The sequence below is a fragment of the Ollibium composti genome (genome assembly GCF_004801285.1).
Taxonomy (GTDB): domain Bacteria; phylum Pseudomonadota; class Alphaproteobacteria; order Rhizobiales; family Rhizobiaceae; genus Mesorhizobium; species Mesorhizobium composti.
Genome location: NZ_SSNY01000006.1, coordinates 106,132 through 128,717 on the forward strand (window position 1 = coordinate 106,132; position 22,586 = coordinate 128,717).

Annotated in this window: 23 protein-coding genes and 1 tRNA gene; 13 read left to right on the forward strand and 11 right to left on the reverse strand. The window is 66.1% G+C overall.

Features of this window, described 5'->3' with window-relative positions; all coding sequences use genetic code 11:
• Positions 1-128: 128 nt before the first annotated feature.
• On the forward strand, positions 129-2,138 hold the full coding sequence (locus E6C48_RS11840; protein ID WP_136357403.1) for a putative bifunctional diguanylate cyclase/phosphodiesterase: 2,010 nt from the start codon (positions 129-131) through the stop codon (positions 2,136-2,138).
• 72 nt (positions 2,139-2,210) lie between these two features.
• Here the strand turns inward: E6C48_RS11840 and E6C48_RS11845 are convergent.
• Both E6C48_RS11845 and E6C48_RS11850 read right to left on the reverse strand, forming a co-directional pair.
• Positions 2,211-2,286: transfer RNA gene (locus tag E6C48_RS11845), tRNA-Ala, on the reverse strand.
• A gap of 171 nt (positions 2,287-2,457) precedes the next feature.
• Entirely contained in the window at positions 2,458-2,847 is a 390-nt protein-coding gene (locus E6C48_RS11850; protein ID WP_136357405.1) for a TIGR02300 family protein, read from the reverse strand.
• Positions 2,848-3,058: 211 nt separating this feature from the next.
• On the opposite strand from E6C48_RS11850, the gene aroA reads away from it, so the two are divergent.
• The 4 genes from aroA (at position 3,059) to rpsA (ending at position 7,679) form a co-directional block, all read left to right on the forward strand.
• Positions 3,059-4,420, forward strand: coding sequence for a 3-phosphoshikimate 1-carboxyvinyltransferase (gene aroA, locus E6C48_RS11855; RefSeq protein WP_136357407.1), 1,362 nt, complete (start codon positions 3,059-3,061; stop codon positions 4,418-4,420).
• A gap of 1 nt (position 4,421) precedes the next feature.
• Positions 4,422-5,126: an SDR family oxidoreductase gene (locus E6C48_RS11860; RefSeq protein ID WP_136357409.1), complete on the forward strand. Its 705-nt coding sequence runs from the start codon at positions 4,422-4,424 to the stop codon at positions 5,124-5,126.
• Positions 5,123-5,770: a (d)CMP kinase gene (cmk, locus tag E6C48_RS11865; protein ID WP_136357411.1), complete on the forward strand. Its 648-nt coding sequence runs from the start codon at positions 5,123-5,125 to the stop codon at positions 5,768-5,770. Before E6C48_RS11860 ends, cmk begins: the two co-directional genes overlap by 4 nt.
• 202 nt (positions 5,771-5,972) lie before the next feature.
• The gene (rpsA, locus tag E6C48_RS11870) at positions 5,973-7,679 is read left to right on the forward strand and encodes a 30S ribosomal protein S1 (protein WP_136357413.1); all 1,707 of its coding nucleotides are present in this window, start codon (positions 5,973-5,975) and stop codon (positions 7,677-7,679) included.
• A 117-nt stretch (positions 7,680-7,796) separates the two neighbouring features.
• On the opposite strand, the gene E6C48_RS11875 is transcribed toward rpsA, so the two are convergent.
• Genes E6C48_RS11875 through E6C48_RS11885 form a run of 3 tightly spaced genes read right to left on the reverse strand, consistent with a single transcriptional unit; the run spans position 7,797 to position 11,055 of the window.
• Complete coding sequence (locus tag E6C48_RS11875; RefSeq protein ID WP_136357420.1) at positions 7,797-8,504, reverse strand: SDR family NAD(P)-dependent oxidoreductase; 708 nt, start codon at positions 8,502-8,504, stop codon at positions 7,797-7,799.
• A 53-nt stretch (positions 8,505-8,557) separates the two neighbouring features.
• Positions 8,558-10,186, reverse strand: coding sequence for a 5-guanidino-2-oxopentanoate decarboxylase (locus E6C48_RS11880; protein ID WP_136357422.1), 1,629 nt, complete (start codon positions 10,184-10,186; stop codon positions 8,558-8,560).
• On the reverse strand, positions 10,183-11,055 hold the full coding sequence (locus E6C48_RS11885) for a dimethylarginine dimethylaminohydrolase family protein (RefSeq protein ID WP_136357424.1): 873 nt from the start codon (positions 11,053-11,055) through the stop codon (positions 10,183-10,185). The genes E6C48_RS11880 and E6C48_RS11885 overlap by 4 nt, the downstream gene beginning before the upstream one ends.
• Positions 11,056-11,261: 206 nt before the next feature.
• On the opposite strand from E6C48_RS11885, the gene E6C48_RS11890 reads away from it, so the two are divergent.
• The 5 genes from E6C48_RS11890 to E6C48_RS11910 all read left to right on the forward strand — a co-directional run bounded on the left by E6C48_RS11890 (position 11,262) and on the right by E6C48_RS11910 (position 15,646).
• Positions 11,262-12,077 (forward strand): ABC transporter ATP-binding protein, encoded by an 816-nt coding sequence (locus E6C48_RS11890; RefSeq protein WP_136357426.1) that lies wholly within the window; start codon positions 11,262-11,264, stop codon positions 12,075-12,077.
• A gap of 70 nt (positions 12,078-12,147) precedes the next feature.
• On the forward strand, positions 12,148-12,945 hold the full coding sequence (locus E6C48_RS11895; protein ID WP_136357428.1) for a transporter substrate-binding domain-containing protein: 798 nt from the start codon (positions 12,148-12,150) through the stop codon (positions 12,943-12,945).
• A 134-nt stretch (positions 12,946-13,079) separates the two neighbouring features.
• Positions 13,080-13,793, forward strand: coding sequence for an ABC transporter permease (locus E6C48_RS11900; protein WP_269142535.1), 714 nt, complete (start codon positions 13,080-13,082; stop codon positions 13,791-13,793).
• Entirely contained in the window at positions 13,790-14,599 is an 810-nt protein-coding gene (locus E6C48_RS11905; RefSeq protein ID WP_136357432.1) for an ABC transporter permease, read from the forward strand. Before E6C48_RS11900 ends, E6C48_RS11905 begins: the two co-directional genes overlap by 4 nt.
• 45 nt (positions 14,600-14,644) lie before the next feature.
• Positions 14,645-15,646 (forward strand): Ldh family oxidoreductase, encoded by a 1,002-nt coding sequence (locus E6C48_RS11910; RefSeq protein WP_136357434.1) that lies wholly within the window; start codon positions 14,645-14,647, stop codon positions 15,644-15,646.
• 10 nt (positions 15,647-15,656) lie between these two features.
• Here the strand turns inward: E6C48_RS11910 and E6C48_RS11915 are convergent, their stop codons facing one another.
• From E6C48_RS11915 to dut, 4 genes are all read right to left on the reverse strand, one after another.
• A complete protein-coding gene (locus E6C48_RS11915; RefSeq protein ID WP_136357436.1) occupies positions 15,657-16,649 on the reverse strand; it encodes an adenosine kinase in 993 nt (330 codons plus the stop codon).
• Between the two features lie 75 nt (positions 16,650-16,724).
• A complete protein-coding gene (locus tag E6C48_RS11920) occupies positions 16,725-17,528 on the reverse strand; it encodes an isocitrate lyase/PEP mutase family protein (protein WP_136357437.1) in 804 nt (267 codons plus the stop codon).
• Between the two features lie 193 nt (positions 17,529-17,721).
• Positions 17,722-18,381 carry an HAD family hydrolase gene (locus E6C48_RS11925; protein WP_136357439.1) on the reverse strand — a complete coding sequence of 220 codons (660 nt, stop codon included), beginning with the start codon at positions 18,379-18,381 and terminating at the stop codon, positions 17,722-17,724.
• A gap of 2 nt (positions 18,382-18,383) precedes the next feature.
• Positions 18,384-18,866 carry a dUTP diphosphatase gene (gene dut, locus E6C48_RS11930; RefSeq protein ID WP_136357441.1) on the reverse strand — a complete coding sequence of 161 codons (483 nt, stop codon included), beginning with the start codon at positions 18,864-18,866 and terminating at the stop codon, positions 18,384-18,386.
• 202 nt (positions 18,867-19,068) lie between these two features.
• On the opposite strand from dut, the gene E6C48_RS11935 reads away from it, so the two are divergent.
• The 3 genes from E6C48_RS11935 (at position 19,069) to E6C48_RS11945 (ending at position 21,636) form a co-directional block, all read left to right on the forward strand.
• Entirely contained in the window at positions 19,069-19,863 is a 795-nt protein-coding gene (locus E6C48_RS11935) for a class II glutamine amidotransferase (RefSeq protein ID WP_136357443.1), read from the forward strand.
• A 271-nt stretch (positions 19,864-20,134) separates the two neighbouring features.
• Positions 20,135-20,728 carry a TetR/AcrR family transcriptional regulator gene (locus tag E6C48_RS11940; RefSeq protein WP_136357445.1) on the forward strand — a complete coding sequence of 198 codons (594 nt, stop codon included), beginning with the start codon at positions 20,135-20,137 and terminating at the stop codon, positions 20,726-20,728.
• Positions 20,725-21,636, forward strand: a complete 912-nt coding sequence (locus tag E6C48_RS11945; protein WP_136357447.1) for a haloalkane dehalogenase — start codon at positions 20,725-20,727, stop codon at positions 21,634-21,636. The genes E6C48_RS11940 and E6C48_RS11945 overlap by 4 nt, the downstream gene beginning before the upstream one ends.
• A 97-nt stretch (positions 21,637-21,733) precedes the next feature.
• Here the strand turns inward: E6C48_RS11945 and E6C48_RS11950 are convergent, their stop codons facing one another.
• Both E6C48_RS11950 and E6C48_RS11955 read right to left on the reverse strand, forming a co-directional pair.
• On the reverse strand, positions 21,734-22,216 hold the full coding sequence (locus E6C48_RS11950) for an SRPBCC family protein (RefSeq protein WP_136357449.1): 483 nt from the start codon (positions 22,214-22,216) through the stop codon (positions 21,734-21,736).
• Positions 22,213-22,545, reverse strand: a complete 333-nt coding sequence (locus E6C48_RS11955) for an ArsR/SmtB family transcription factor (protein ID WP_136357451.1) — start codon at positions 22,543-22,545, stop codon at positions 22,213-22,215. Before E6C48_RS11955 ends, E6C48_RS11950 begins: the two co-directional genes overlap by 4 nt.
• Between the last annotated feature and the right edge of the window lie 41 nt (positions 22,546-22,586).

Sequence of the window (22,586 nt, forward strand, 5' to 3'; positions counted from 1 at the left end):
AACCTTGTGGCCCCTGGCCCCATTGTTTGCGAGGCGTAGAGATCGCCGTCGCACGTTGGAGTTGTTGTGCGTTGAGGGCGGAAGCAACAAGCGGGCCGCAAAAGCCCTTCCTGAGAAGTCTCTCGGCGATGAGCGACTATGCGATATCCGCGCTGGGCGATCTTGCGCCGGTGGAACCGGTCACCCAGGCCCAGGCGCTGCCCGAGGCCGCCGAATTGCGCAGGCTTTTCCACGAGCAATCGCAAGCGGCGCGCAGGGCCGCGGCGCGGCCCGGGCTCTACATCGCCGTCGTAGTCTATCTGTTCTTCGCGGTCGCCGATCTCCTGCTGGTGCCGGACGTCGCCATCTACACCATAACGGCGCGCTTCGCGGTCGGCGTGAGCGCGCTGGCCATCCTGGAAACCCTGCTCCGCTTCGACGCCCGCACGGAGTGGCTCGACGCGACCTGCGCGGGCGCGATCATTCTCGGCTATATCGGCTGGCTGCTGCCGACAGCCGCCAGCGTCAATCATGAAAGCGTCTCATATTATATGGTCTTCGGAACCATATTCATGATGAGCGCCAATCTTTTCTTCACGTTCCGGTTCCGGTTTTCGGTCGTAACGTCGCTGCTTATACTGTCCATACTGTACGTCGTGAATTATTTCGTGCCGTCGAGCTCGAACTACAAGCTGGTTTTCGGCGCTTTTTACGTATCCTGCTTCGTATTCACGTCCTACATCAACTGGAAGCTGAACCGGGAACGCTATAACGTCTTCCTGAATGCGCTCGAGGCCCGGAACCAGCACAAGGAAGCCACCGAGCGCGGCAAGGCCCTGCTCAGGCTGTCGCGGACCGATCCGCTGACCGGACTGGAGAACCGGCGTGCCGTTGACGAACGGCTCAGAGACCTCTGGAATGCCTGGCAGCTTCACGGCAGCACCTTTGCGGTTCTGCTGATAGACGTCGACTTCTTCAAGCGTTTCAACGACCACTACGGCCACCAGGAAGGCGACCGCTGCCTGACGCTGGTCGCCGACAGCCTTCGCCGGCTGGTGGAGATGCGCAATGCCTCGATCGGCCGCTACGGCGGCGAGGAATTCATCGTATTGTCGCCGCTGCAGACGCTCGAAGACGTCGCAAGACTGTCGGAGGAAATCCGGGAGGCCGTCGAGGTGCTGGGAATCACTCACAACGAGCGCCGGGACGGCACCCAGTTTGTTACGGTCAGCGTCGGCGCGGCGTTCACGCGCGACCAGGCCGGCACGAAGCTCGAGAAGATCATCCACGAGGCGGACAGGGCGCTCTACCTGGCCAAGGCCAATGGCCGCAACTGCGCGCGTCTTTTCGACCCGAACGATCCGCAAAGCAGCGACGAGAGCGAAAATATCGCGGCGCTTCTGAAGATCGCCATCGAACGCGATCTCGTTTCGCTCGTCTTTCAGCCCATCCTCAGCGTGCGTTCCGGCCAGGTGGAAGCGCTGGAGGCCCTGATGCGGCTGACCATGCCGGACGGCACGGCGGTTCCGCCCAGCCTGTTCATCCCGGTGGCGGAGCGGACGGGGGCGATCCTGGAACTGGGCCGCTGGGCGATCAGGACGGCATGCGGCGAGCTCATGGCTAACGAGCATATCCGCACGATCAGCGTCAACGTGTCCCCCGTCCAGCTCAAGGCGCCGGGCTTCGCCGCCTCGGTGGCCGCAGCCTTGGGCGAAGCGGGCGTACCCGGCAGCCGTTTGGCCTTCGAGATCACCGAAGGGCTGGAAATGGAAATGCACTCGGACGTGCTGCGCTGCATCAGCGACCTGAAGCTGCTCGGCATAAAAATCTGGCTCGACGATTTCGGCACCGGCTTCGCCGGCCTGTCCTGGCTGCGGCTGATCGATTTCGACGTGGTGAAGGTCGATCGTTCCTTCCTGCATGATTGCGTCTCGCCCCGCGGCCAGGCCATGTTCCGCGATATTGTCGGGCTGCTACGCAACCGCGGTCAGAAAATCCTGGTCGAGGGGGTGGAGAGCGAGGAGCAGATGGACCTGCTTCGGAAACTCGCCATCGACCTGGCCCAGGGTTTCCACGTCGGCCGGCCTGCCCGGGCGGAAAGCTTCCGATCGTTCTTTCCGCCATCAAGGCGACAGAAGGCGCTGGGCAATCCGCTCTGACGTATGCCAGGTCGCTTCCGGCCCGGCCCGAAGGCCCGCCCGGATCGATAGTTTCGTTGTCGGGGAGGAAACTGGTGGAGCCAATCGGAATCGAACCGACGACCTCTTGAATGCCATTCAAGCGCTCTCCCAACTGAGCTATGGCCCCACGTTCCGGCAAAGACCGGCGCCGTTTCCGGCGTATAGTTCGGCAAGGCTTGGGAACCCGACCGTCGATGCAGGCGGCTTCTAGCGCCGCCTTTGCCCGATGGCAAGCCTCAGAAAGAGGCTTTTTCGCATCGGGCGTGAGAACCGGCGCGAAAGCCGCGCCGGCACGCCATCAAACCTCGTCGTCGTCGTCGCCGACACCGATCATGTCGGAGACGTCGTCGTTCTCCTCTTCCTCGTCTTCGAGGAAGGTGTCGTCGTCGTCATCGTCCAGTTCGACATCGTCGTCGTCGTCGCCGAGATCGGGCAGATCGTCGTCGCCCTTGGCCTCGTCATCGGCCTCTTCGAGCGAAACGATTTCGGCGCCTTCCTCCTCGGAGTCGACTTCCTTCTCCTCGACCTCATCCTCCTCTTCGACGGAAGAACCCTTGCCTTCCTCGAAATAGGAACGCGGATAGCTCTTGCCCGTGTAGGGGGAGACGATCGGATCCTTGTTCAGATCGTAGAATTTGCGGCCCGTTTCAGGGTCGATGCGTTTGGTGCCAAGTTCAGGTTTTGCCACGGCAAGCCTCGTCAAGAAAGAATGGTCCCCTTAACCGCTGTTCATGGCGCTGTCAAAGCCAAAAACCGGCTCCCAAAAGCCACCTTCGCGGTCCGTTTTCGGGGTGACGCGACCGGCCCTCCATGATAGGAAAGCCGCGCAAAAACGCCACCCGGCCTGGAGCCCGGTTTCGACCAACAAGGCTCGGCCCACTTAAATCCAGGACAAGACGATGGCGCACGACGCCAAACAAATCCCCGCGACCGCGCGGCGGTCGCAAGCGCTTTCCGGCACCGCGCGCGTGCCGGGCGACAAGTCGATCTCGCACCGCTCCTTCATGTTCGGCGGCCTCGCCTCCGGCGAAACCCGCATTACCGGCCTGCTCGAGGGCGAGGACGTGCTGCGCACGGGCGCCGCCATGAAAGCCATGGGCGCGCAGATCGAGAAGAAAGGCGCCGAGTGGATCATCCGCGGCACCGGCAACGGCGCGCTGCTGGAGCCTGAAGGCCCGCTCGACTTCGGCAACGCCGGCACCGGCTCGCGCCTCACCATGGGCCTGGTCGGCACCTACGACATGGAAACGACCTTCATGGGCGACGCCTCGCTGTCCAGCCGGCCGATGGGCCGCGTGCTCGACCCCCTGCGCCAGATGGGCGTGCAGGTGTTGAAGGCCGCGCCCGGCGACCGCATGCCGATCACGCTGCGTGGCCCGAAGCACGCCGCGCCCATAACCTATCGCGTGCCGATGGCTTCGGCGCAGGTGAAGTCGGCCGTGCTTCTGGCCGGCCTCAATACGCCCGGCATCACCACGGTGATCGAGCCGGTGATGACGCGCGACCACACCGAGAAGATGCTGAAAGGTTTCGGCGCCAATCTCGATGTCGAGACCGACGAGCGCGGCGTGCGCCACATCTTCATCGAGGGGCAGGGCAAGCTCACCGGCCAGGTCATCGCCGTGCCGGGCGATCCGTCGTCGGCCGCCTTTCCGCTGGTGGCGGCGCTGATCGTGCCGGGTTCCGACATCGTCATCGAAAACGTGCTGATGAACCCGACCCGCACCGGACTCATCACCACGCTCATGGAGATGGGCGGCCGGATCGACGTCATCAACCCGCGCAGCGAGGGCGGCGAGGACGTCGCCGACCTGCGCGTGCGGCACTCGGACCTCAAGGGCGTGACGGTGCCGCCGGAGCGCGCGCCGTCGATGATCGACGAATATCCGGTGCTGGCGGTGGCGGCGGGCTTCGCCGAAGGCGAGACCCTGATGCAGGGCCTGGAGGAGTTGCGCGTCAAGGAAAGCGACCGGCTTGCCGCCGTTGCCAGCGGCCTGAAGCTCAACGGTGTCGACTGCACCGAAGGCGAGGCGACGCTTGCCGTACGCGGCATCCCTGGCGGCAAAGGCCTGGGCGGTGCCGGCAAGAGCGATGCGGTCGAAACCCATCTGGACCATCGCATAGCCATGAGCTTTCTTGTCCTGGGTCTGGCGGCGGAGAAGCCGGTCACGGTAGACGACGCCACCATGATCGCCACATCGTTCCCCGAATTCATGGGGCTTATGAAAGACCTTGGCGCAGAGATCGAACAGGAGGACTGACATGGCTGATACGAAAGTCGCGATGATCGTCGGCGGTGGCTCGGGCATGGGCGCGGCCGCAGCGCGCAAGCTGGCGGCGGACGGCTTTGCCGTCGCGGTGCTGTCGTCCTCCGGCAAGGGCGAGGCGCTCGGCAAGGAACTCGGCGGCATCGGCTTCACCGGCTCGAACCAGTCGAACGACGACCTCAAGCGCTTCGTCGATCTGACCATCGGAAAATGGGGCCGTATCGACGCGCTGGTCAACGGCGCCGGCCACGGGCCGCGCGCGCCGCTTCTCGAGATCACCGACGAGCAGTGGCACACCGGCTTCGACACCTATTTCATGAATGTCGTGCGGGCGACGCGTCTCGTCGCGCCGATCATGGTCGCCCAGAAGAAGGGCGCCATCGTCAACATCTCGACCGCCTGGGTGGACGAGCCGACGGCGCTGTTCCCCACCTCGGCCGTGGCGCGGGCGGGGCTCGCCGCCTACACGAAGCTGTTCGCCAACCAGTACGCGGCCGACAATGTGCGCATGAACAACGTGCTGCCGGGCTGGATAGACTCACTGCCCGCACTCGACGAACGCCGCGACAGCGTGCCGATGCAGCGCTACGGCACCAGCGAAGAGATCGCCGCGACCATCGCCTTCCTGGTCTCGGACGGCGCGGCCTACATCACCGGCCAGAACCTGCGCGTCGACGGCGGGCTGATGCGGTCGGTATGACCCGCCTCCTCATCGCCATCGACGGCCCGGCAGGCGCGGGCAAGGGCACGCTGGCCAGGCGGCTGGCGGATTATTACCACCTGCCGCATCTCGACACCGGGCTGACCTATCGGGCCGTCGCGCATATGCTGATCGCTAGGGGCTGGCCACTGGGCGACGCGCCGCACGCCATCGAGGCGGCGAAGCTGGTCGATCTTTCCGCGCTCGACCGCTCGGTGCTGTCGGCGCATGCGGTAGGCGAGGCGGCCTCCAAGGTCGCCGTGATTCCCGAGGTGCGCAAGATCCTGGTCGACAAGCAGCGCACCTTCGCCGCGCAACCCGGCGGCGCTGTTCTCGACGGACGCGACATCGGTACCGTCGTGTGCCCGGATGCCAGCGTGAAACTCTACGTTACGGCGAGTGCAGAAGTCAGGGCGCGGCGGCGGCTGGCCGAGATCGAGGCCAAGGACGGGTCGGGCGATTTCGCCACCATCCTCGCCGACATCGAGCGCCGCGACGAGCGCGACATGGGCCGTGCCGACTCGCCGCTGAAGCCCGCCGCCGACGCGCACTTGCTCGATACGTCGGAAATGGATATAGAGGCCGCGTTCTGCGCCGCGCGCGCCATCGTGGACGATGCGCTCGCCAAACGGGACACCGCCTGATCGGCTTTTTTGCTCCACGCCGTTGGTGACGGCAGGCAGAATATCCATATCAGGTGAAACCAGCCTGCCAGCATTCTTTTATGCGCCGGACTTGCCGCGATAGCGGCCAAAGGGCTTTCGAAGAAGCCCGGAACGCCGGCAGGCCAACCGCAACGCTAACCCACGGCGCCCGCCTCCATGAGGAGGCTTTTCAGGAGACCATATGTCAGTAGCTACCCCCACTCGCGACGATTTCGCGAGCATGCTCGAAGAATCATTCTCGCCCGGCCATTCGGGCGAAGGCCAGGTCGTGCGCGGTCTCGTCACCGCGATCGAGAAGGACATGGCCATCATCGACGTCGGCCTCAAGGTCGAAGGCCGCGTGCCGCTGAAGGAATTCGGCGCCAAGGGCAAGGACGCCAAGGAAGGCGGCCTCAAGGTCGGCGACACTGTCGAAGTCTATGTCGAGCGCATCGAAAACGCGCTGGGCGAAGCCATGCTGTCGCGCGACAAGGCACGCCGCGAAGAGTCGTGGGTGCGCCTCGAAGAGAAGTTCTCCAAGGGCGAGCGCGTCGAAGGCGTCATCTTCAACCAGGTCAAGGGCGGCTTCACCGTCGATCTGGACGGCGCCGTGGCCTTCCTGCCGCGTTCGCAGGTCGACATCCGCCCGATCCGCGACGTCACCCCGCTGATGCACAACCCGCAGCCCTTCGAGATCCTCAAGATGGATCGCCGTCGCGGCAACATCGTGGTTTCGCGCCGCACCGTGCTCGAAGAGAGCCGCGCCGAGCAGCGCTCGGAGATCGTGCAGAACCTCGAAGAGGGCCAGGTGGTCGAGGGCGTGGTCAAGAACATCACCGACTACGGTGCGTTCGTCGACCTCGGCGGCATCGACGGCCTGCTGCACGTCACCGACATGGCGTGGCGCCGCGTCAACCATCCGACCGAGATCCTCAACATCGGCCAGACGGTCAAGGTGCAGATCATCCGCATCAACCAGGAAACGCACCGCATCTCGCTCGGCATGAAGCAGCTCGAGAGCGATCCCTGGAACGACATCGGCACCAAGTTCCCGATCGGCAAGAAGATCACCGGCACGGTCACCAACATCACCGACTACGGCGCGTTCGTCGAGCTGGAGCCGGGCATCGAGGGCCTCATCCACGTCTCGGAAATGTCGTGGACGAAGAAGAACGTGCACCCCGGCAAGATCCTGTCGACCTCGCAGCAGGTCGACGTGGTGGTGCTGGAGGTCGATCCCGCCAAGCGCCGCATCTCGCTCGGCCTCAAGCAGACGCTGGAGAACCCGTGGGAAGCGTTCGCCCGCAGCCATCCGGTCGGCAGCCAGGTCGAGGGCGAGGTCAAGAACAAGACCGAGTTCGGCCTGTTCATCGGCCTCGACGGCGACGTGGACGGCATGGTGCACCTCTCCGACCTCGACTGGACGCGTCCGGGCGAGCAGGTCATCGAGGAGTACAACAAGGGCGACATGGTCAAGGCCCAGGTGCTCGACGTCGACATCGAGAAGGAGCGCATCTCGCTCGGCATCAAGCAGCTTTCGCGTGACGCGGCCGGCGATGCCGCCGCTTCGGGCGAACTGCGCAAGAACGCCGTGGTGACGTGCGAAGTGACCGGCATCAAGGACGGCGGCCTCGAGGTCAAGCTGGTCGAGAGCGGCCTGGAGACCTTCATCAAGCGCTCCGACCTGTCGCGCGACCGCGACGAGCAGCGCCCCGAGCGCTTCACCGTCGGCCAGAAGGTGGATGCCCGCGTCATCGCCTACGACAAGAAGACCCGCAAGCTGCAGGTCTCGATCAAGGCGTTGGAAATCGCCGAGGAGAAGGAGGCCGTCGCACAGTACGGCTCGACCGACTCCGGCGCTTCGCTGGGCGACATCCTGGGGGCCGCGCTGAAGAAGCAGGGCAACTAAGGCTTATGTGATACCCGGTCGCGCCGTTTTCCGCGGCGCGGCCGACAGGAATAAAAAGAACCCGCCGGAGCGATCCGGCGGGTTTTTTCGTTTCACGACGGGAAAGAGCTGTCTGTATCACGCCTGCCCGTAGAGTGGCACCAGTGCGCCGCTCATCGCCCGGTTGGCCGGCGAGGCGAGATAGACGACCGTCTCGGCCGCCGCGTCGAGCGCTACCCAGCGAGCGGGATTGGCGTCGGGCATGGCGGCGCGATTGGCCGGCGTGTCGAGCGTCGAGGGCGCGATGGCGTTGACCAGAATATCCTTTGCCTTGACCTCCTCCGCCAGCGCCACGGTCATCGCGGCCACCGCCGCTTTGCTGGCGGCATAGGCGACCATGCCGGCGCCGCGGCGCGGATCGAGGCCGGGACGGGCCGAGACGTTGACGATGCGGCCGCCGGTTTCGGCAGCCAGCATGGCGCGCAGCGCCGCGCGGCAGCACAGGAAGGCTGTGCGCACGTTGGTTTCCATCATCTCGGCGAAGGACGCGGATTCGGTCTTGTCCAGGGGAGCGGCGGCGAACCCGCCGGCAATGTGGATGGACGCCCACAGGTCCGGCACGTCGCGGTAGAACTCATCCACCACCGCCGGATCGGCGAGATAGATGTTGTGGACGAGGCGGACGCGTTCGTGCCCCTCGAAACCGAAACCGGGGGGTGCGGCGGCGTGGCTGTTCGGCACATGGCAGATCGCGCCTTCATCGAGGAGCCGCGACACCACCGCCGTGCCGAGCGCGCCGGTGCCGCCAGTCACCACAACATGCCTGCCTGCCAAAGTCGCAGTCATTCTCACTTCAATCCCGTTTTCACCCCGATAGGACCGTCGCGCCTTTTCGGTTGTCACTCAACCGAAATCTCGATGAGGCGGGGTTTTTGCGCGAGCCGGGCGCGCAGCAGCGCCTCGCCCAGCTCCGACGGGCCGGCCAGACGCTCGGCTTCGATCCCGTAGGCTTCCGCGATTTTCAGGAAATCCGGCGGCGCAGGCGACACGCCGACCGGTTCGACGCCGACGTCCCTCATCGAGGTCTCGATCTCGCGGTAGCCGCGATTGTTCCACACCACGAAGATGACGTTGGCACCCGAATCCAGGGCCGCGCCGATCTCCGGCAAAGTGAACTGGAAGCCGCCGTCGCCGGTGAGGCAGACGACCGGCGCGTCCGGAACGGCGAGTGCCGCACCGATGGCCGCCGGCGGGCCGTAGCCCAGCGCACCGAAGCCGGTCGCGGCGCTGAACCAGCCGCCGGGACGGTCATGGTCGTAATAAAGATTGGCGGCATAGACCGGCTGAGTGGAATCGCCGACGATGAGCGCGCCGGGCAGGGCGTCGCGGATCGTTCCCACGACCTTCACCTGTGCCTGCGCGGCCGGATCGATCTCCGCCCATGCGGCGTCACGCGTGGCGGCGGCGCGGGCCGCGCCGGGTGTGGCCGGACGCGCCGCGCCGCCATCGGCTCTCGCGGCGACCTGTTGTGACGCATGGTGGCCGGTCTCGTCCAGTTCCGCCAGCAGCGCCTCCAGCGCCCTCGCGCAATCCGCCTGGATGGAAACCGTGGCCGACCGCCGCGCCAGTTGCGCCGCGTCGATGTCGATACGTACCAGATTGGCCGGCAGGGCAAAGCCGCCGTCGCCATACATATCGTAGTCGGTCGGGCCGAACTCGGTGCCGGCGGCGACGACGAAATCGGCATCTGCCATCAGCGCGCGCACGGCCTTGAGGCTGGGGCTGGCGGGTACGGCGAGCGGATGGCCATACATCAGGCCACGCGCATTGGCGGTCTGCACGACCGGCGCGTCGAGCCGCTCCGCCAGGGCGCGCAGTTGCGCTTCCGCCCGCTTCGCGCCGCCACCGGCCAGGATGAGCGGCCGCCGCGCAGCTTCCACAAGCCGCGCGGCTTCGGCGACGGCGGCCGTATCGGGTGCCGCCGGCGCCGCATTGGGCCGCGACGGCACCAGCCCGTCGGCCGGCACGGTCATGACGTCGATGGGAATCTCGATGTGCACCGGTCCCGGCCGAGAGGAGGCAAACAGCGCAAAGGTGGATGCCAGTGCGCCCGGAAGCGCGCGCGCCTCGGTGATGCGGGTGGAGGCGAGCGCCACCTTCTCCGTCATGCCGCGCTGGTCGGGCATCTCGTGCAGGTAGCCCAGCCCCTTGCCGAGCGTCGGCATGGCGTTGACGCCGGAGATCACCAGCATCGGCACGGAATCGGCGCGCGCCTGCGCCATCGCGGTGACGGCATTCGTCAGGCCCGGCCCGGTGATGACGAAGGCGACGCCGGGCTTTCCCGAAGCGCGGGCGTAACCGTCTGCCATGAAGGCGGCGCCCTGTTCGTGCCGTGGCGTGACGTGGCGGATCTTCGAGCCCGCCAATCCGCGGTACAGCTCTACCGTGTGGACACCCGGAATGCCGAACACGGTGTCGACGCCGTGAGCTTCCAGCAGCGTGATGAGGGCTTCGCCGAGGGTGGTCATTGCCTGAGGATCGGCCGCGTCAGACAGGTCGGGCCGCCCTCGCAGGCAATGCAGAGCGCGTCGGCCTCGAAGGTCTGCACGGCACAGCCGGCGGCCCGCATGGCGGCAGCCGTCTTCGGGAAGCCGGCTACGGCGATCACCTGGCGCGGTGCGGTGGCCAGCACGTTGAGGCTGAGCCCGTTCGAGGCGGCGAATTCGTCGGCGTCGCCGTGGACGAGCGCGATGCCGCGCTGGCGCAGGAGCTGGTAGAAGGCGGCCGGCAGGAGCGGGGCATGGACCAGCGCCAGATCGTCGGCCAGCGGCGAGATTACCGATTGCAGATGCAGGCAGGCTTCCTCGCCCTGCCACAGCGGCAGGTCGAAACCGAGGACGGAGACGCCCTTCGGCTCCAGCAGGCCGGCGAGTTGACGGATACCGGCCTCGTTGGTGCGCACGCCACGGCCGACAGCCAGCGTCTTGGCGTCAACCCACACGCAATCGCCGCCCTCGACCTGGCCCGGCGCCTCGATGCTGCCGAGAACCGGAATGCCCATGCGCCGGTAGGCGGCGGCGTGCAGCGCCGGCTCCGGCTCGCGCAGCACCTTGCCCATCGACAGGACGATGGCACCGTGGTCGGTCATCAGCGAGGGATCGTGAGTGAAAACGGAGTCCGCCAGCCCGTCGTCGGCATCGGTCAGCCATTCGATTTCGGCGCCGCTGGCGGCGACCAGCTTCGCCAGTTCCTCATGCTGGAGCGCCGCCTTGCCAGCCTCGAAGCCCGGCCCATAGTGCCATTCCGACGCTCTGGCGCGCGGCATGGCGCTGGCGGCCGAGCGCATCAGCACGCGCCTGAGCGGTGCGGCCATGGATTGCGAACCGTAAGCTTTCACGCGCGCCTCATTCCTGAAAAAATAGGAGAAAATTTCATGTACCGGCATTTATACACTTGCATCCGACCGCCGCAAGTGCCGTAATATGCCGCGAAAATGGGGAGCGCGCCGACGGCTCTTGGGCCGCAAAGGCGCAGTCGGTGACGGGATATGCGCAGCCGGACGAGTATCCGACAACGGGGCAGGCGCCACGCGGAGGCGGCGGTTTGACGGCCGGCACGCAGGTATCCCAAGCACGGTCTTCAGGCGGACAGGCCCCCGCCGAGGCCATCCATATCGAGAACCTGCACAAGAAGTTCGGCGAGTTGCATGTGCTGAAGGGCGTGTCGCTGTCGGCGCGCGACGGCGAGGTGGTCGCCATCATCGGCGGCTCCGGCTCCGGCAAGTCGACGCTGCTGCGTTGCATCAACTTCCTGGAAAACCCGACCAGCGGCATCATCCGCGTCAACGGCGAGGAAATCCGGCTGAAGGCCGACAGCCATGGCAACAGCGTGCCGGCCGATCGCAGGCAGATCGAGCGCATCCGCTCGCGCCTCGGCATGGTGTTCCAGAGCTTCAACCTATGGAGCCACATGACGCTTCTGGAAAACGTCATCGAGGTTCCCATCCATGTCCTCGGCGTCAAGCGCGAGGAGGCGATCCGCACCGCCGAGGCGCTGCTGGCGCGCGTCGGCCTCGCCGACAAGCGTGACGTCTATCCCGCCTTCCTGTCCGGCGGCCAGCAGCAGCGCGCGGCGATCGCGCGCGCGCTCGCCATCCAGCCTCGCGTCATGCTGTTCGACGAGCCGACCTCGGCGCTCGACCCGGAACTGGTCGGCGAGGTGCTCAAGGTGATCGGCGACCTGGCGCGCGAGGGCCGCACCATGGTGCTGGTGACGCACGAGATGAAGTTCGCCCGCGAAGTCGCGAGCCATGTCGTCTACCTCTGCAACGGGCTGGTCGAGGAGGAGGGGCCGCCCGACCAGCTTTTCGGCGCGCCGAAATCCGAACGGCTCAAGCAGTTCCTGCGCAATGTCGGGTAGAGGCCGGATCGGTTGAGTGCATTCAGTTGAAACAGGACGGGAAACGTCCGCCAAGAATGGGAGAAAGACCATGAAGACATTCGTGAAGATGACGATAGCGGCGGCCGCGCTGACATTGGCCGGCGCATGGTCGGCCAGTGCCGAGGAGATCAAGGTCGGCTTTTCGCCGGAAGCCTATCCGCCCTTCTACAGCCAGGACGCCTCCGGCAAATGGGGCGGCTGGGAGGTCGACATCACCATGGCGATCTGCGCCGAGGCCAAGCTCGACTGCGTGCTGACCCCGATCCCGTGGGACGGCCTGATCCCGGCGCTCAAGTCGAAGAAGATCGACGCCATCATGAACTCGATGTCGATCACCGCCGAGCGTGAAAAGGAGATCGACTTCTCCGACAAGTACTACAACACGCCGACCGCGATCATCGGGCCGAAGGACCAGAAATTCGACGCCACGCCGGACGGCGTGAAGGGCAAGATTCTCGGCGTCCAGGTTTCGACGGTGCATGCCGCCTACGCCAAGAAGCATTTCGGCGGCATCGCCGCAGAGATCAAGGAATACCAGACGCAGGATGAGGCCAATCAGGATCTGGTCGCCGGCCGCATCGACGCCACGCAGGCCGATTCCATCGCGCTCGACGCCTTCCTGAAATCGGACGAGGGCAAGGCCTGCTGCGACCTCAAGGGCTACGTCGCGCCCGACCTCGAAGTGCTCGGCCCCGGTGTCGGCGCCGGCGTGCGCAAGGGCGACACGGAGCTGAAGGACAAGATCAACGCCGCCATCAAGGCGGTCCGCGCCAACGGCAAATACGCCGAGATCACCAAGAAATACTTCGACTTCGACATCTACGGCGACGACGCCCAGTCCAACTGACGACACCGGCCGGTCATGCACTCCGGCATGGCCGGCCGTACTTTGCCTCTGGACCGGCAGGACCGCTCCGGAGGTGACGATGCGGGGGGAGTGACCTGATCGACGCTCTGGCAGGCCTGTTCGGCAACGGCACTTTGGGGCTCCTGGCTCTGGAGCCGCCGGGACGCGGTTCCTTCCTGCTCGCCGGCTTCCTCAATTCGGTGATGATCGCCGTCGGCGCCACCGTCGTCGGCCTCTGCCTCGGCGTCTGCGGCGCCTGGTGCAAGCTCTATGGCGGGCCGGTGGCGCGCGACCTCGCCGCCGTCTACACAACCATCGTGCGCGCCGTGCCGGAACTGGTGCTGATCCTGATCCTCTATTTCGCCGGCGCCGACCTGCTCAACAAGGCACTGGCCGCCTTCGGCTACCCGCCGACCGACATCCCCGGCGTCGCAGCCGGCATCTTCGTGCTCGGCGTCGTGCAGGGCGCCTATTCGACCGAGGTGCTGCGCGGCGCCATCCTCGCCATCCCGCAGGGCCAGATCGAGGCAGCCCGCGCCTACGGCATGTCGCCGTCGCTGATCATGCGGCGCATCACCCTGCCGGCGATGCTGCCCTTCGCCATTCCGGGACTGGCGAACCTGTGGCTGATCGCCACCAAGGACACGGCGCTCCTGGCCATCGTCGGCGTCAACGAGTTGACGCAGGTGACGCGAACCGCCGCCGGCGCCACGAAAGCCTATTTCACCTTCTTCATGGCCGCCGGCGCGATCTATCTGGCGCTCACCCTGTTTTCCGGCGCCATCATCGGCCGCATCGAGCGCTGGGCGCGGCGCGGCATGCCCTCGGTCGCGGGAGCCGGCCGATGAGCGAAGCGCTGATGGACGTCAGACCGAAGCGAACGGCGACGAACTGGCTGAAGCCGCACCGCATCGCGCTGATCGCCATCGGCCTGGCGATCGTGCTGGCGTCTATCTTCCTGATGCGCTGGGACTGGCTGCCGCAATACATGCCGCTGGCGATCCAGGGCATCTGGCGGACCATCTGGCTCCTGGTGGTGACGTCGGTGCTGGGCATCTCGCTCGCCATACCTCTCGGCCTCGCGCAGGCGGCAGGGCCGGCCTGGCTCGCCGCTCCCGCCAAAGCGTTCTGCACCATCATCCGCGGCACGCCGCTTCTGTTGCAACTGTGGTTGCTCTATTACGGGCTCGGTTCGCTGTTCCCGCAGTTCCCGTGGATTCGCGATTCCTTCCTGTGGCCGTATCTCAGGCAGGCATGGCCCTATGGCGTGCTGTCGCTGACCTTGTCCTATGCCGGCTACGAGGGCGAGGTGATGCGCGGCGCCTTCGCCGGCGTGCCGCGCGGTCAGCTGGAAGCCGCACGTGCCTTCGGTATGAGCCGCTTCACCATCTTCCGCCGCATCTGGCTGAAACAGGCGCTGCACCGGGCACTGCCGACACTGGCCGGCGAGACGGTGCTGCAACTCAAGGCGACGCCGCTGGTCGCCACCATCACCATGGTCGACATCTATGCCGTCGCCTCTCGCGTGCGGCAGGACCTGTTCGTTACCTATGAGCCCTTGCTGCTTCTCGCGGCCGTCTATATGGCGATAACCGGCGTCATCGTCTTCCTGTTCCGCAAGCTCGAAGCGCGCATTCCGACGCGCATTGGCTGACAGCGGCGCAGGCAGCATAACGGATTTCGATTCGGAACCGAAACCATGCAACTGAGCCTCGAACAGGCGACCGCCCTTTGCCGCATGGCCGCCCTCGGCGCAGGCGCCGGCGAGGAGGTGGCCGACCTGCTGGCGCGCGCCACCGTGACGGCGGAAGCCGAAGGCAACGCCGCCGTCGGCCTGTCGCATCATCTCGACTATCTCGAATCGCTTGCGGCCGGCCGCATCGACGGCCATGCCGAGCCCGCCATCACCCGGCCGGCGCTCGCCGTCTTCCTGTCAGACGCCCGGCGCGGCATCGCCCATACCGGTTTCGAGCGCGCATTGGAGGACCTAGCCAAGGCGGCACGGCTGTTCGGCATCGCCGTCTTCGCGCAGAAGAACGCGTATACGTGCGGGGCGCTGGGTTGGTTCACGCGCCGGCTGGCCGAACGAGGACTGGTGGCGCTGGCCGCCACCAACGGGCCGGCGCTGCTGGCCGGCGGCGGTTCGATCAAGCCGGTCTACTGCACCAACCCGCTGTCCTTCGCGGCGCCCGTCGCCAATGGTGCGCCACTGGTCATCGACCAGGCGTCGAGCGCCACCGCTTTCGTCAAGGTCCGCCAAGCGGCCGAGGCCGGCAAGGCGATCCCCGATGGCTGGGCTCTGGACGCCCACGGCAACCCGACCACCAATCCGGCCGAGGCGATGAAGGGCGCGTTGCTTGCCTTCGGCGGCAATCGCGGCGCCAATATCGCGTTGATGGTGGAAGTGCTGGCGGCCGGCCTGTCGGGCGCCAACTGGTCGCTCGATGCCCCCGGTTTCACCGAAGGTGCCGAAAGCCCCGGCTCCGGCCTGTTCGTCGCCGCCATTTCCCCGGTTCTGTTCGATGCCGGCTTCGAGGATCGCCTCGGCAAACAGATCGAGCGGCTGAGGCGACGCTATGGCGTGCACATTCCCGGCCGCAGCGGCGCGGAGGCAGCCGAAAAGGCAGCGGCGCGCGGCCTCACCGTGTCGAAGGAGGTGGTGCAACGCATCTCCGACTTCGCCGCGCGATACGGCGGGTAGACGGCAACCCCTACAGCAGGCCCGCCCGCTCGGCCTCGTGGCGCAGGTTCTGGCGAGGACGCGGGCCGATCTGCTGGATGACCAGACCGGCGGCGAGAGAGCCCAGATCGCCGCAGTGCTTGAGGTCGAGCCCCTTGGTGTAGCCGTGCAGGAAGCCGGCGGCGTAGAGGTCGCCGGCGCCGGTGGTGTCGACCAGTTCACTGATCTGCGTCGCCTGAATGACGACCGTCTCGTCGCCGCGCACGATCACCGAACCCTTTTCCGAGCGGGTGACGGCGGCGATGCGGCAATCCTTGCGGATCTGCGCCAACGCCTCGTCGAAGGAAGCCGTCTGGTAGAGCGATTTGATCTCATGCGAATTGGCGAAGACGAGGTCGACGGTGCCGGAACGCATCAGGTCGAGGAACTCGCCGCGATAGCGGTCGACGCAAAACGAGTCCGACAGCGTCATCGACACTTCGCGCCCGGCGGCGTGGGCGATAGCCGCGGTCTGGCGGATCGCTTCCTTGGCGCGCGGCGGATCCCACAGATAGCCCTCGAAATAGGTGACGGCAGCACCTTTCGCCTTTTCCGGCTCGACATCCTCCGGGCCAAGCTCGACGCAGGCGCCGAGATAGGTGTTCATCGAGCGTTCGCCGTCGGGGGTGACGAAGATCATCGAGCGCGCGGTCGGGGCACCGCTTTCAAGAGGCATGGTGTCGAAGGCGACGCCCTGGGCGTGGATGTCGTGCGCATAGATCTCGCCGAGATGGTCCTTTGCGACCTTGCCGAAATAGGCGGCGCGGCCTCCGAAGGAAGCGACACCGGCCGCCGTGTTGCCGGCGGAGCCGCCGGATGCCTCGATCGCCGGCCCCATGCGCGAATAGAGCAGTTCGGCGCGGTGCGTGTCGATGAGGTTCATCGCGCCCTTGACGATGCCGTTCGTCTCCAGGAACGCTTCGTCGCACTGGGCGATGATATCGACAATGGCATTGCCGATGCACAGAACGTCGTATTGGCTCATCGGGCTCCCCGCGCGGTGCTGCTCACCGCGGGCGGTTCTAGCCGCTTGCACCGGATTTGCAACCCGGCGCCGCCGTCAGGCCTTGTTGCCGGCGAACAGCCCCTGCAGGTCGCCGAAGGCCATCGCCTCCCTGGCATAGTCGAAGGTTCCGGCCTCCAGCATCTCGACCGCCGCGCGCCGCACCGCGCCGAACGCCGCCGTCGTCAGCTTCGAGCCGACCGATATGCGCTTGACGCCGGCCGCCGCCAGTTCCGAAACCGAGAAGCCGGCGACGGCGAGCACGTTGACCGGCTTCGACACGGATGAGCAGACGGTGCGCACCATCTCGACGCTGGAAAGGCCGGGCGCGTAGAGAACGTCGGCGCCCGCCTTCTCGAAGGCCTGCAAACGCCTGATCGTGTCGTCAAGGTCGGAGCGGCCATGCAGGAAATTCTCGGCGCGGGCGGTGAAGACGAAATCCCGCTTCAGCGATCGTGCGGCCTCGGCGGCGGCGGCGACGCGTTCGACCGCATGCGAGAACTCGTAGATCGGCTGGCTCTCGTCGCCGGAAAAATCCTCGATGGAGCAGCCGGCAAGACCGGCGGCCTCGGCGGCGAAGATCGTTTCGGCGGCGCGCTCGGGGCTGTCGCCCTTGCCCTTTTCGAGATCGGCCGACACGGGCAGGTCGGTGGCGCCGACCAGTTCGCGGCAGTGATGGATCATCGCCTCGAAGCCGACGGCGCCGTCGGCCAGGCCGCGCGAGAAGGCATAGCCGGCGCTCGTCGTCGCCAGCGCCTTGTAGCCGAGCGAGGCGAGCAGCCGGGCGGTGCCGATATCCCAGGGGTTCGGGATGACGAAAGTGGAAGCGTGCAGATCGCGGAAAACCTTACCCTTGTCCATGGAACGTCTCCTAGAAGCTGAATTTGATGCAAGGTAGTCTTCCAGCATTGGCCGGGCAAACGAATGCGATTGGCTCAGACGCAGGCTCCTGCCATTTGCCCGAAAGCGCTTCTCGTTCTAGTCGGCGAGCCGCGCGAAAGCATCAGAATCGGGCTTGTAGCGCGCCGCGACAGCGAAAGATGCGGGAGCAGCCCTAGACGGAAATGGGGATGAGCCCTGCCAGCTTGCGCATGTCGTCGAACAGGATGCCGCCGGCCAGTTCCAGCCCGTCCGGATCGGCATAGGGGTCGCCATGATAGGAAAACACGCGCATGCCGGCGGCGATGCCAGCCATCGTGCCGGCAACGCTGTCTTCGATGACAACGCAGTCCATCGGCGCCACGCCCATCGACTGTGCCGCATGGAGGAAAAGATCCGGGAACGGTTTCGCCCGGCCGACCATCGTGGCGGAATACATGGCGTGCTCGAACAGCGGCAGTAGGCCGGTGGCGCCGAGCGTGATGTGCATCTTCGTCACCCGCGCCGAGGAGGCGACGCAATAGGGGATGCCGGCGGTGCGCACGGTATCGATGAAGGTGCGCACATGCGGCACGGCCTCGACCCGGCCGCCGAGGAGTTCCGGCAGGCCGGCGTTCCAGCGCTCGACGAAATCGGCGCCGAGGCTGGCGCCGGCGGCCTCCACCTCCTGCTGCACGGACACCATGGAGCGGCCGGAGAAATATTTGCGGCAATGCTCGAAGGTGACCGGATAGCCGGCCTCGGTCAGCCAGGCGGCCAGCCGCTCGTTGGCGATGTTCTCGGTGTCGACCAGCACGCCGTCGCAGTCGAAGATCACCAGCTTCGGCGCTGCCATGCTCACGCCGTCCCGGTCGAGCCGAAGCCGCCGGCGCCTCGCGCGGTGCCGTTGGCGAGGCTGCGTTCCTCGACCCGGATCTGCACGACCGGCGCAAAGATGATCTGGGCCACGCGCATGCCGCGCTCGACGGTGAAATCCTCGTCGCCGAGATTGACCAGCAGCACCTTGACCTCGCCGCGATAGTCGCTGTCGACGGTGCCGGGCGTGTTGAGGCAGGTGATGCCGTGCTTCAGCGCAAGGCCCGAGCGCGGCCGGACCTGACCTTCGAGTCCCTCGGGGATTTCCATCACCAGACCGGTCGGCACCAGCACCCGACGACCCGGCAGGATCAGCAGCGGGCGATCCTCCGGTACGGCGGCGCGCAGGTCCATGCCGGCCGCACCCGCGCTCTCATAGGCGGGCAGGGGCAGACCTTCGCCATGCGGCAAGCGGACGAAGCCGATCAGGGGACCGATGACGGATTGCTGGGAAGAAGCGGACATGGCGGCGATCCTATCGGCCAGGGGACGGCGCGGGTCAATCGGCGGGCGGCCGCTTTCAACGGCTTTCTCAATACCCGTCGCGACATACCGGCAGGTTGGTCGCAGCTTGCCGGCAAAGGAGGCGGAAAAATGCCGCGTTCACGCTTTTTTACCCATGATCGGCGATTCTGGTGCAGGCGTCGCGAGCCAAGGAGAGGCGATCATGTGCCGTTGGGCGGCCTATCTCGGGGAACCGGTCTTCCTGGAAGACATCGTCACCGCGCCCTGCCATTCGCTGATCGAGCAGAGCCACCACGCGCTGGAGGCGAAGACACCGACCAACGGCGACGGCTTCGGCGTCGCCTGGTACGGCGACCGGCCGGAACCCGGCCTCTACCGCGACATCCTGCCGGCATGGTCCGACCCGAACCTGAAAAGCCTGTGCCGACAGATCAGATCTGGCCTGTTCCTGGCGCATGTGCGCGCCTCGACCGGCGGTGCCACCAGCCGCGCCAATTGCCATCCCTTCATCCTCGGCCCCTGGGCCTTCATGCACAACGGCCAGATCGGCGGCTTCGAGAAGATCCGGCGCCCGCTGGAGGCCAGCCTGACCGACGACCTCTACGAACGGCTGGAAGGCGGCACCGATTCCGAACTTTTCTTCCTTCTCCTGTTTGCTGAGGGGTTAGAACAGGACCCGCAGGGCGCGATGGAACGCGCCACACGGCGCGTCATCGCGGCACAACGCGGTGCCGGCATCGAGCCGTCCTTCAAGCTCACGGCAGCGCTGGCCAACGGCGAGACGCTTCACGCCGTGCGCTACACCACGCACGCCACCGCGCCGACACTCTATGCGTCGGCCTTCGGCGAGGGCCGCTGCATCATGTCGGAACCGCTCGACCGCGACGGCTGCGACTGGCAGGCAGTGCCGCCGGGCAGCTTCGTCACGCTGAGCCGGCAAGGCATGACGGTGCGGCCGTTCGAGCCGGCAAGCGAGGACTTGGCGCTGGCCGGCTGACGGCGCCGCTCGCCCCCTGGCGATCCCGCCGTATCCGCCACGGCGGCGGAGCCATCCTGGCGATGTGAGACGGCTGAGCGCTCCCGTTTGCAGCGGTTGTGGCGTGCCGATCCTCGCCGGAGCCGCAGCATCGGGTTCCTTGCTGTTCCGGCTGCATCTCCCCGCCCCGGGATCTGCCGAAAAGCTCCCGTCCGCCCTTGCGCCGATGTCGCTGACGCCTCCGTGAATTTTCATGCTTGACTTCAATACGTACGTACGTATTATTCCGTTCATGGCTAGACAATCGCTCCGTGAAACACTTCTCGACGCCGGCTTCCGCACCATCTGGGACGCCGGCTACTCCGCCTCAGGCGTCCGCGACATCGTCGCGGCGGCAGGGGCAAAGCCGGGCTCCTTCACCAACCACTTCCCGTCCAAGGAAGCGTTCGTCGGCGAGGTGCTTGACCGCTACTTCGCCTATGTCTCCGGACTGGTGGAAACGGCCCTTGCCGCCGACGGCACGCCGCCGGTGGGTCGCCTGAAGCGCTATCTCGACGTCATCACCTCGAAGCTGGAGGCCGCCGACTGGGCGCGCGGCTGCATGATCGGAAACCTCAGTCTGGAGACCGTCGTGCACAGCGAGCCGCTGCGGCAGCAACTGGTGTCCATCTTCGAGCGCTGGCGCCAGCCCTTCGCCAACTGCATCCGCGAAGGCCAGGCGTCGGGCGAGATCGACGACCGGTTCGAAGCCGATGACCTCGCCGATTTCCTTCTGTCGTCGTGGCAGGGGGCGATGCTGCGCATGAAGGTGGAGCGCAGCCCCGAACCGCTGGAGCGGTTCAAGAGGATCATCTTCGCAACAACATTTGGAAAGGTTCCGTCATGAGTGCCGACCAGACTTTGAAGCAGCAGCGCCACGAGATCGACGTACTCGATTCGACGATGAGCTACGTCGAGGCGGGCGGAGACGGGCCGACCGTCCTGTTCCTGCACGGCAACCCGACCTCGTCCTACATCTGGCGCAACATCATTCCCCACGTCGCACCGGTCGGCCGCTGCATCGCGCCCGACCTGATCGGCTACGGGCAGTCCGGCAAGCCCGACATCGCCTACCGTTTCTTCGACCAGGTGCGCTATCTCGACGCCTTCATCGAAAAGCTGGGCATCGGCGACATGGTGCTGGTGGCGCAGGATTGGGGCACGGCGCTCGCCTTTCACCTGGCGTCGCGGCGGCCGCACCGCATTCTCGGCCTCGCCTTCATGGAATTCATCCGGCCCTTCGACCGCTGGGAGGATTTTCACCAGCGCGACGAGGCGCGCGCCTTGTTCAAGGCGTTCCGCACGCCCGGCCAAGGCGAAAAGCTCGTTCTCGAGGACAATATCTTCATCGAGCGGGTGCTGCCCGCCTCGGTGATGCGCAAGATGAGCGCCGAGGAGATGGACGCCTACCGTGCGCCCTTCCCGACGCCGGCCTCGCGCAAGCCGATCCTGAGCATGCCCAACGAAATGCCGATCGGAAGCCTGCCCGCCGATGTCGCGGCCATCAGCGCGCACGACCACCGGGCGCTCCGCCTTTCAACCTACCCGAAAATCCTGTTCCACGGAGAGCCCGGCGCGCTGGTTTCGCCCGCCGCAGCCAACGCTTTCGCGGCCACCCTGACCGACTGCAAGGTGATAAACCTCGGCCCCGGCGCGCACTACCTGCAGGAAGACCATCCCGACGCGATCGGCGCCGCCCTGCGCGACTGGGTCCCGGCAATTGCCGCGAGGGAGCACAAAGCCGCGGTGGCCTGAGGCAAAAGCTGCGCTGACACCGAACGTTGGCCGGCGGCCGCCATAGGCGCGGCTGCCGGTCCCTCAGGTGCAATTATCGTCGCGTCGTCCCGGTTCGTCATGTCCGAGCAAACAGACCAGCAAACCGGCTGAGATAGAGCGGCCAGCCCTGATCACCGGCAACGCCGTCGCGCTCGCTTTCCCAGCCCATACCGTGGCGGTCGAGGTTGCGATGCTCGATCTCGACGCGCGTTCTGCTCGGCGTCTCGGCGGTGAAGCGCACTTCCCATTCGCTCGTCTTGTCGGGGTCCATCTCGATCTGCCAGCGCGGGCTGATGTCCCAGCTCAACAGCAGGCGGGTGGGTGGTTCATAGGCCAGCACGCGCGCCCAGCGGCATTCGCTGCCGTCGGCGCCGCGGTCGTAGATATGGCCACCGACGTGCCGCTCGAAGACCGTCTCGGCGATCGGCACGGCAAGCAGGTTGTGCTCGGGCGGCTTGAAGCTGCCGAAGTCCTCGGTGAAAACCTTGAAGGCTCGCTCGATCGGCGCTTCGACGACGACGGACTGCCTCACGGTTGCGATGGGCACATGCGTGTTCATGTCTGCTCCTCTTGCGGTTGCCGTTCGCCGGGCTGCTCCACGGCGATCTTGTAGGCCGCCAGCGTCCGGCTCCAGAACCGATCGAGCCAGGCCCGCATCTGGCCAAGGCCCTCCGGGTCGATCTGGTAGACGTTGGAAGCCCCCCGGGGCTCGGCGCGGACCAGCCGGGATTCGCGCAAGACCTTGAGATGCTGGGAAACGGCCGATTGCGAAACCGTCATCGCCCGCGTGATCTCCGCCACCGACCGGGGCTTCTCGGCGACAAGCTCGAAAATCTGCCTGCGGGTCGGATCGCCGAGTGCGGTGAGTTGTGCACTGCTATTAGCCATAGCTTATCATAAGTAAAGACTTATGCCATTGTCAAGCTGGC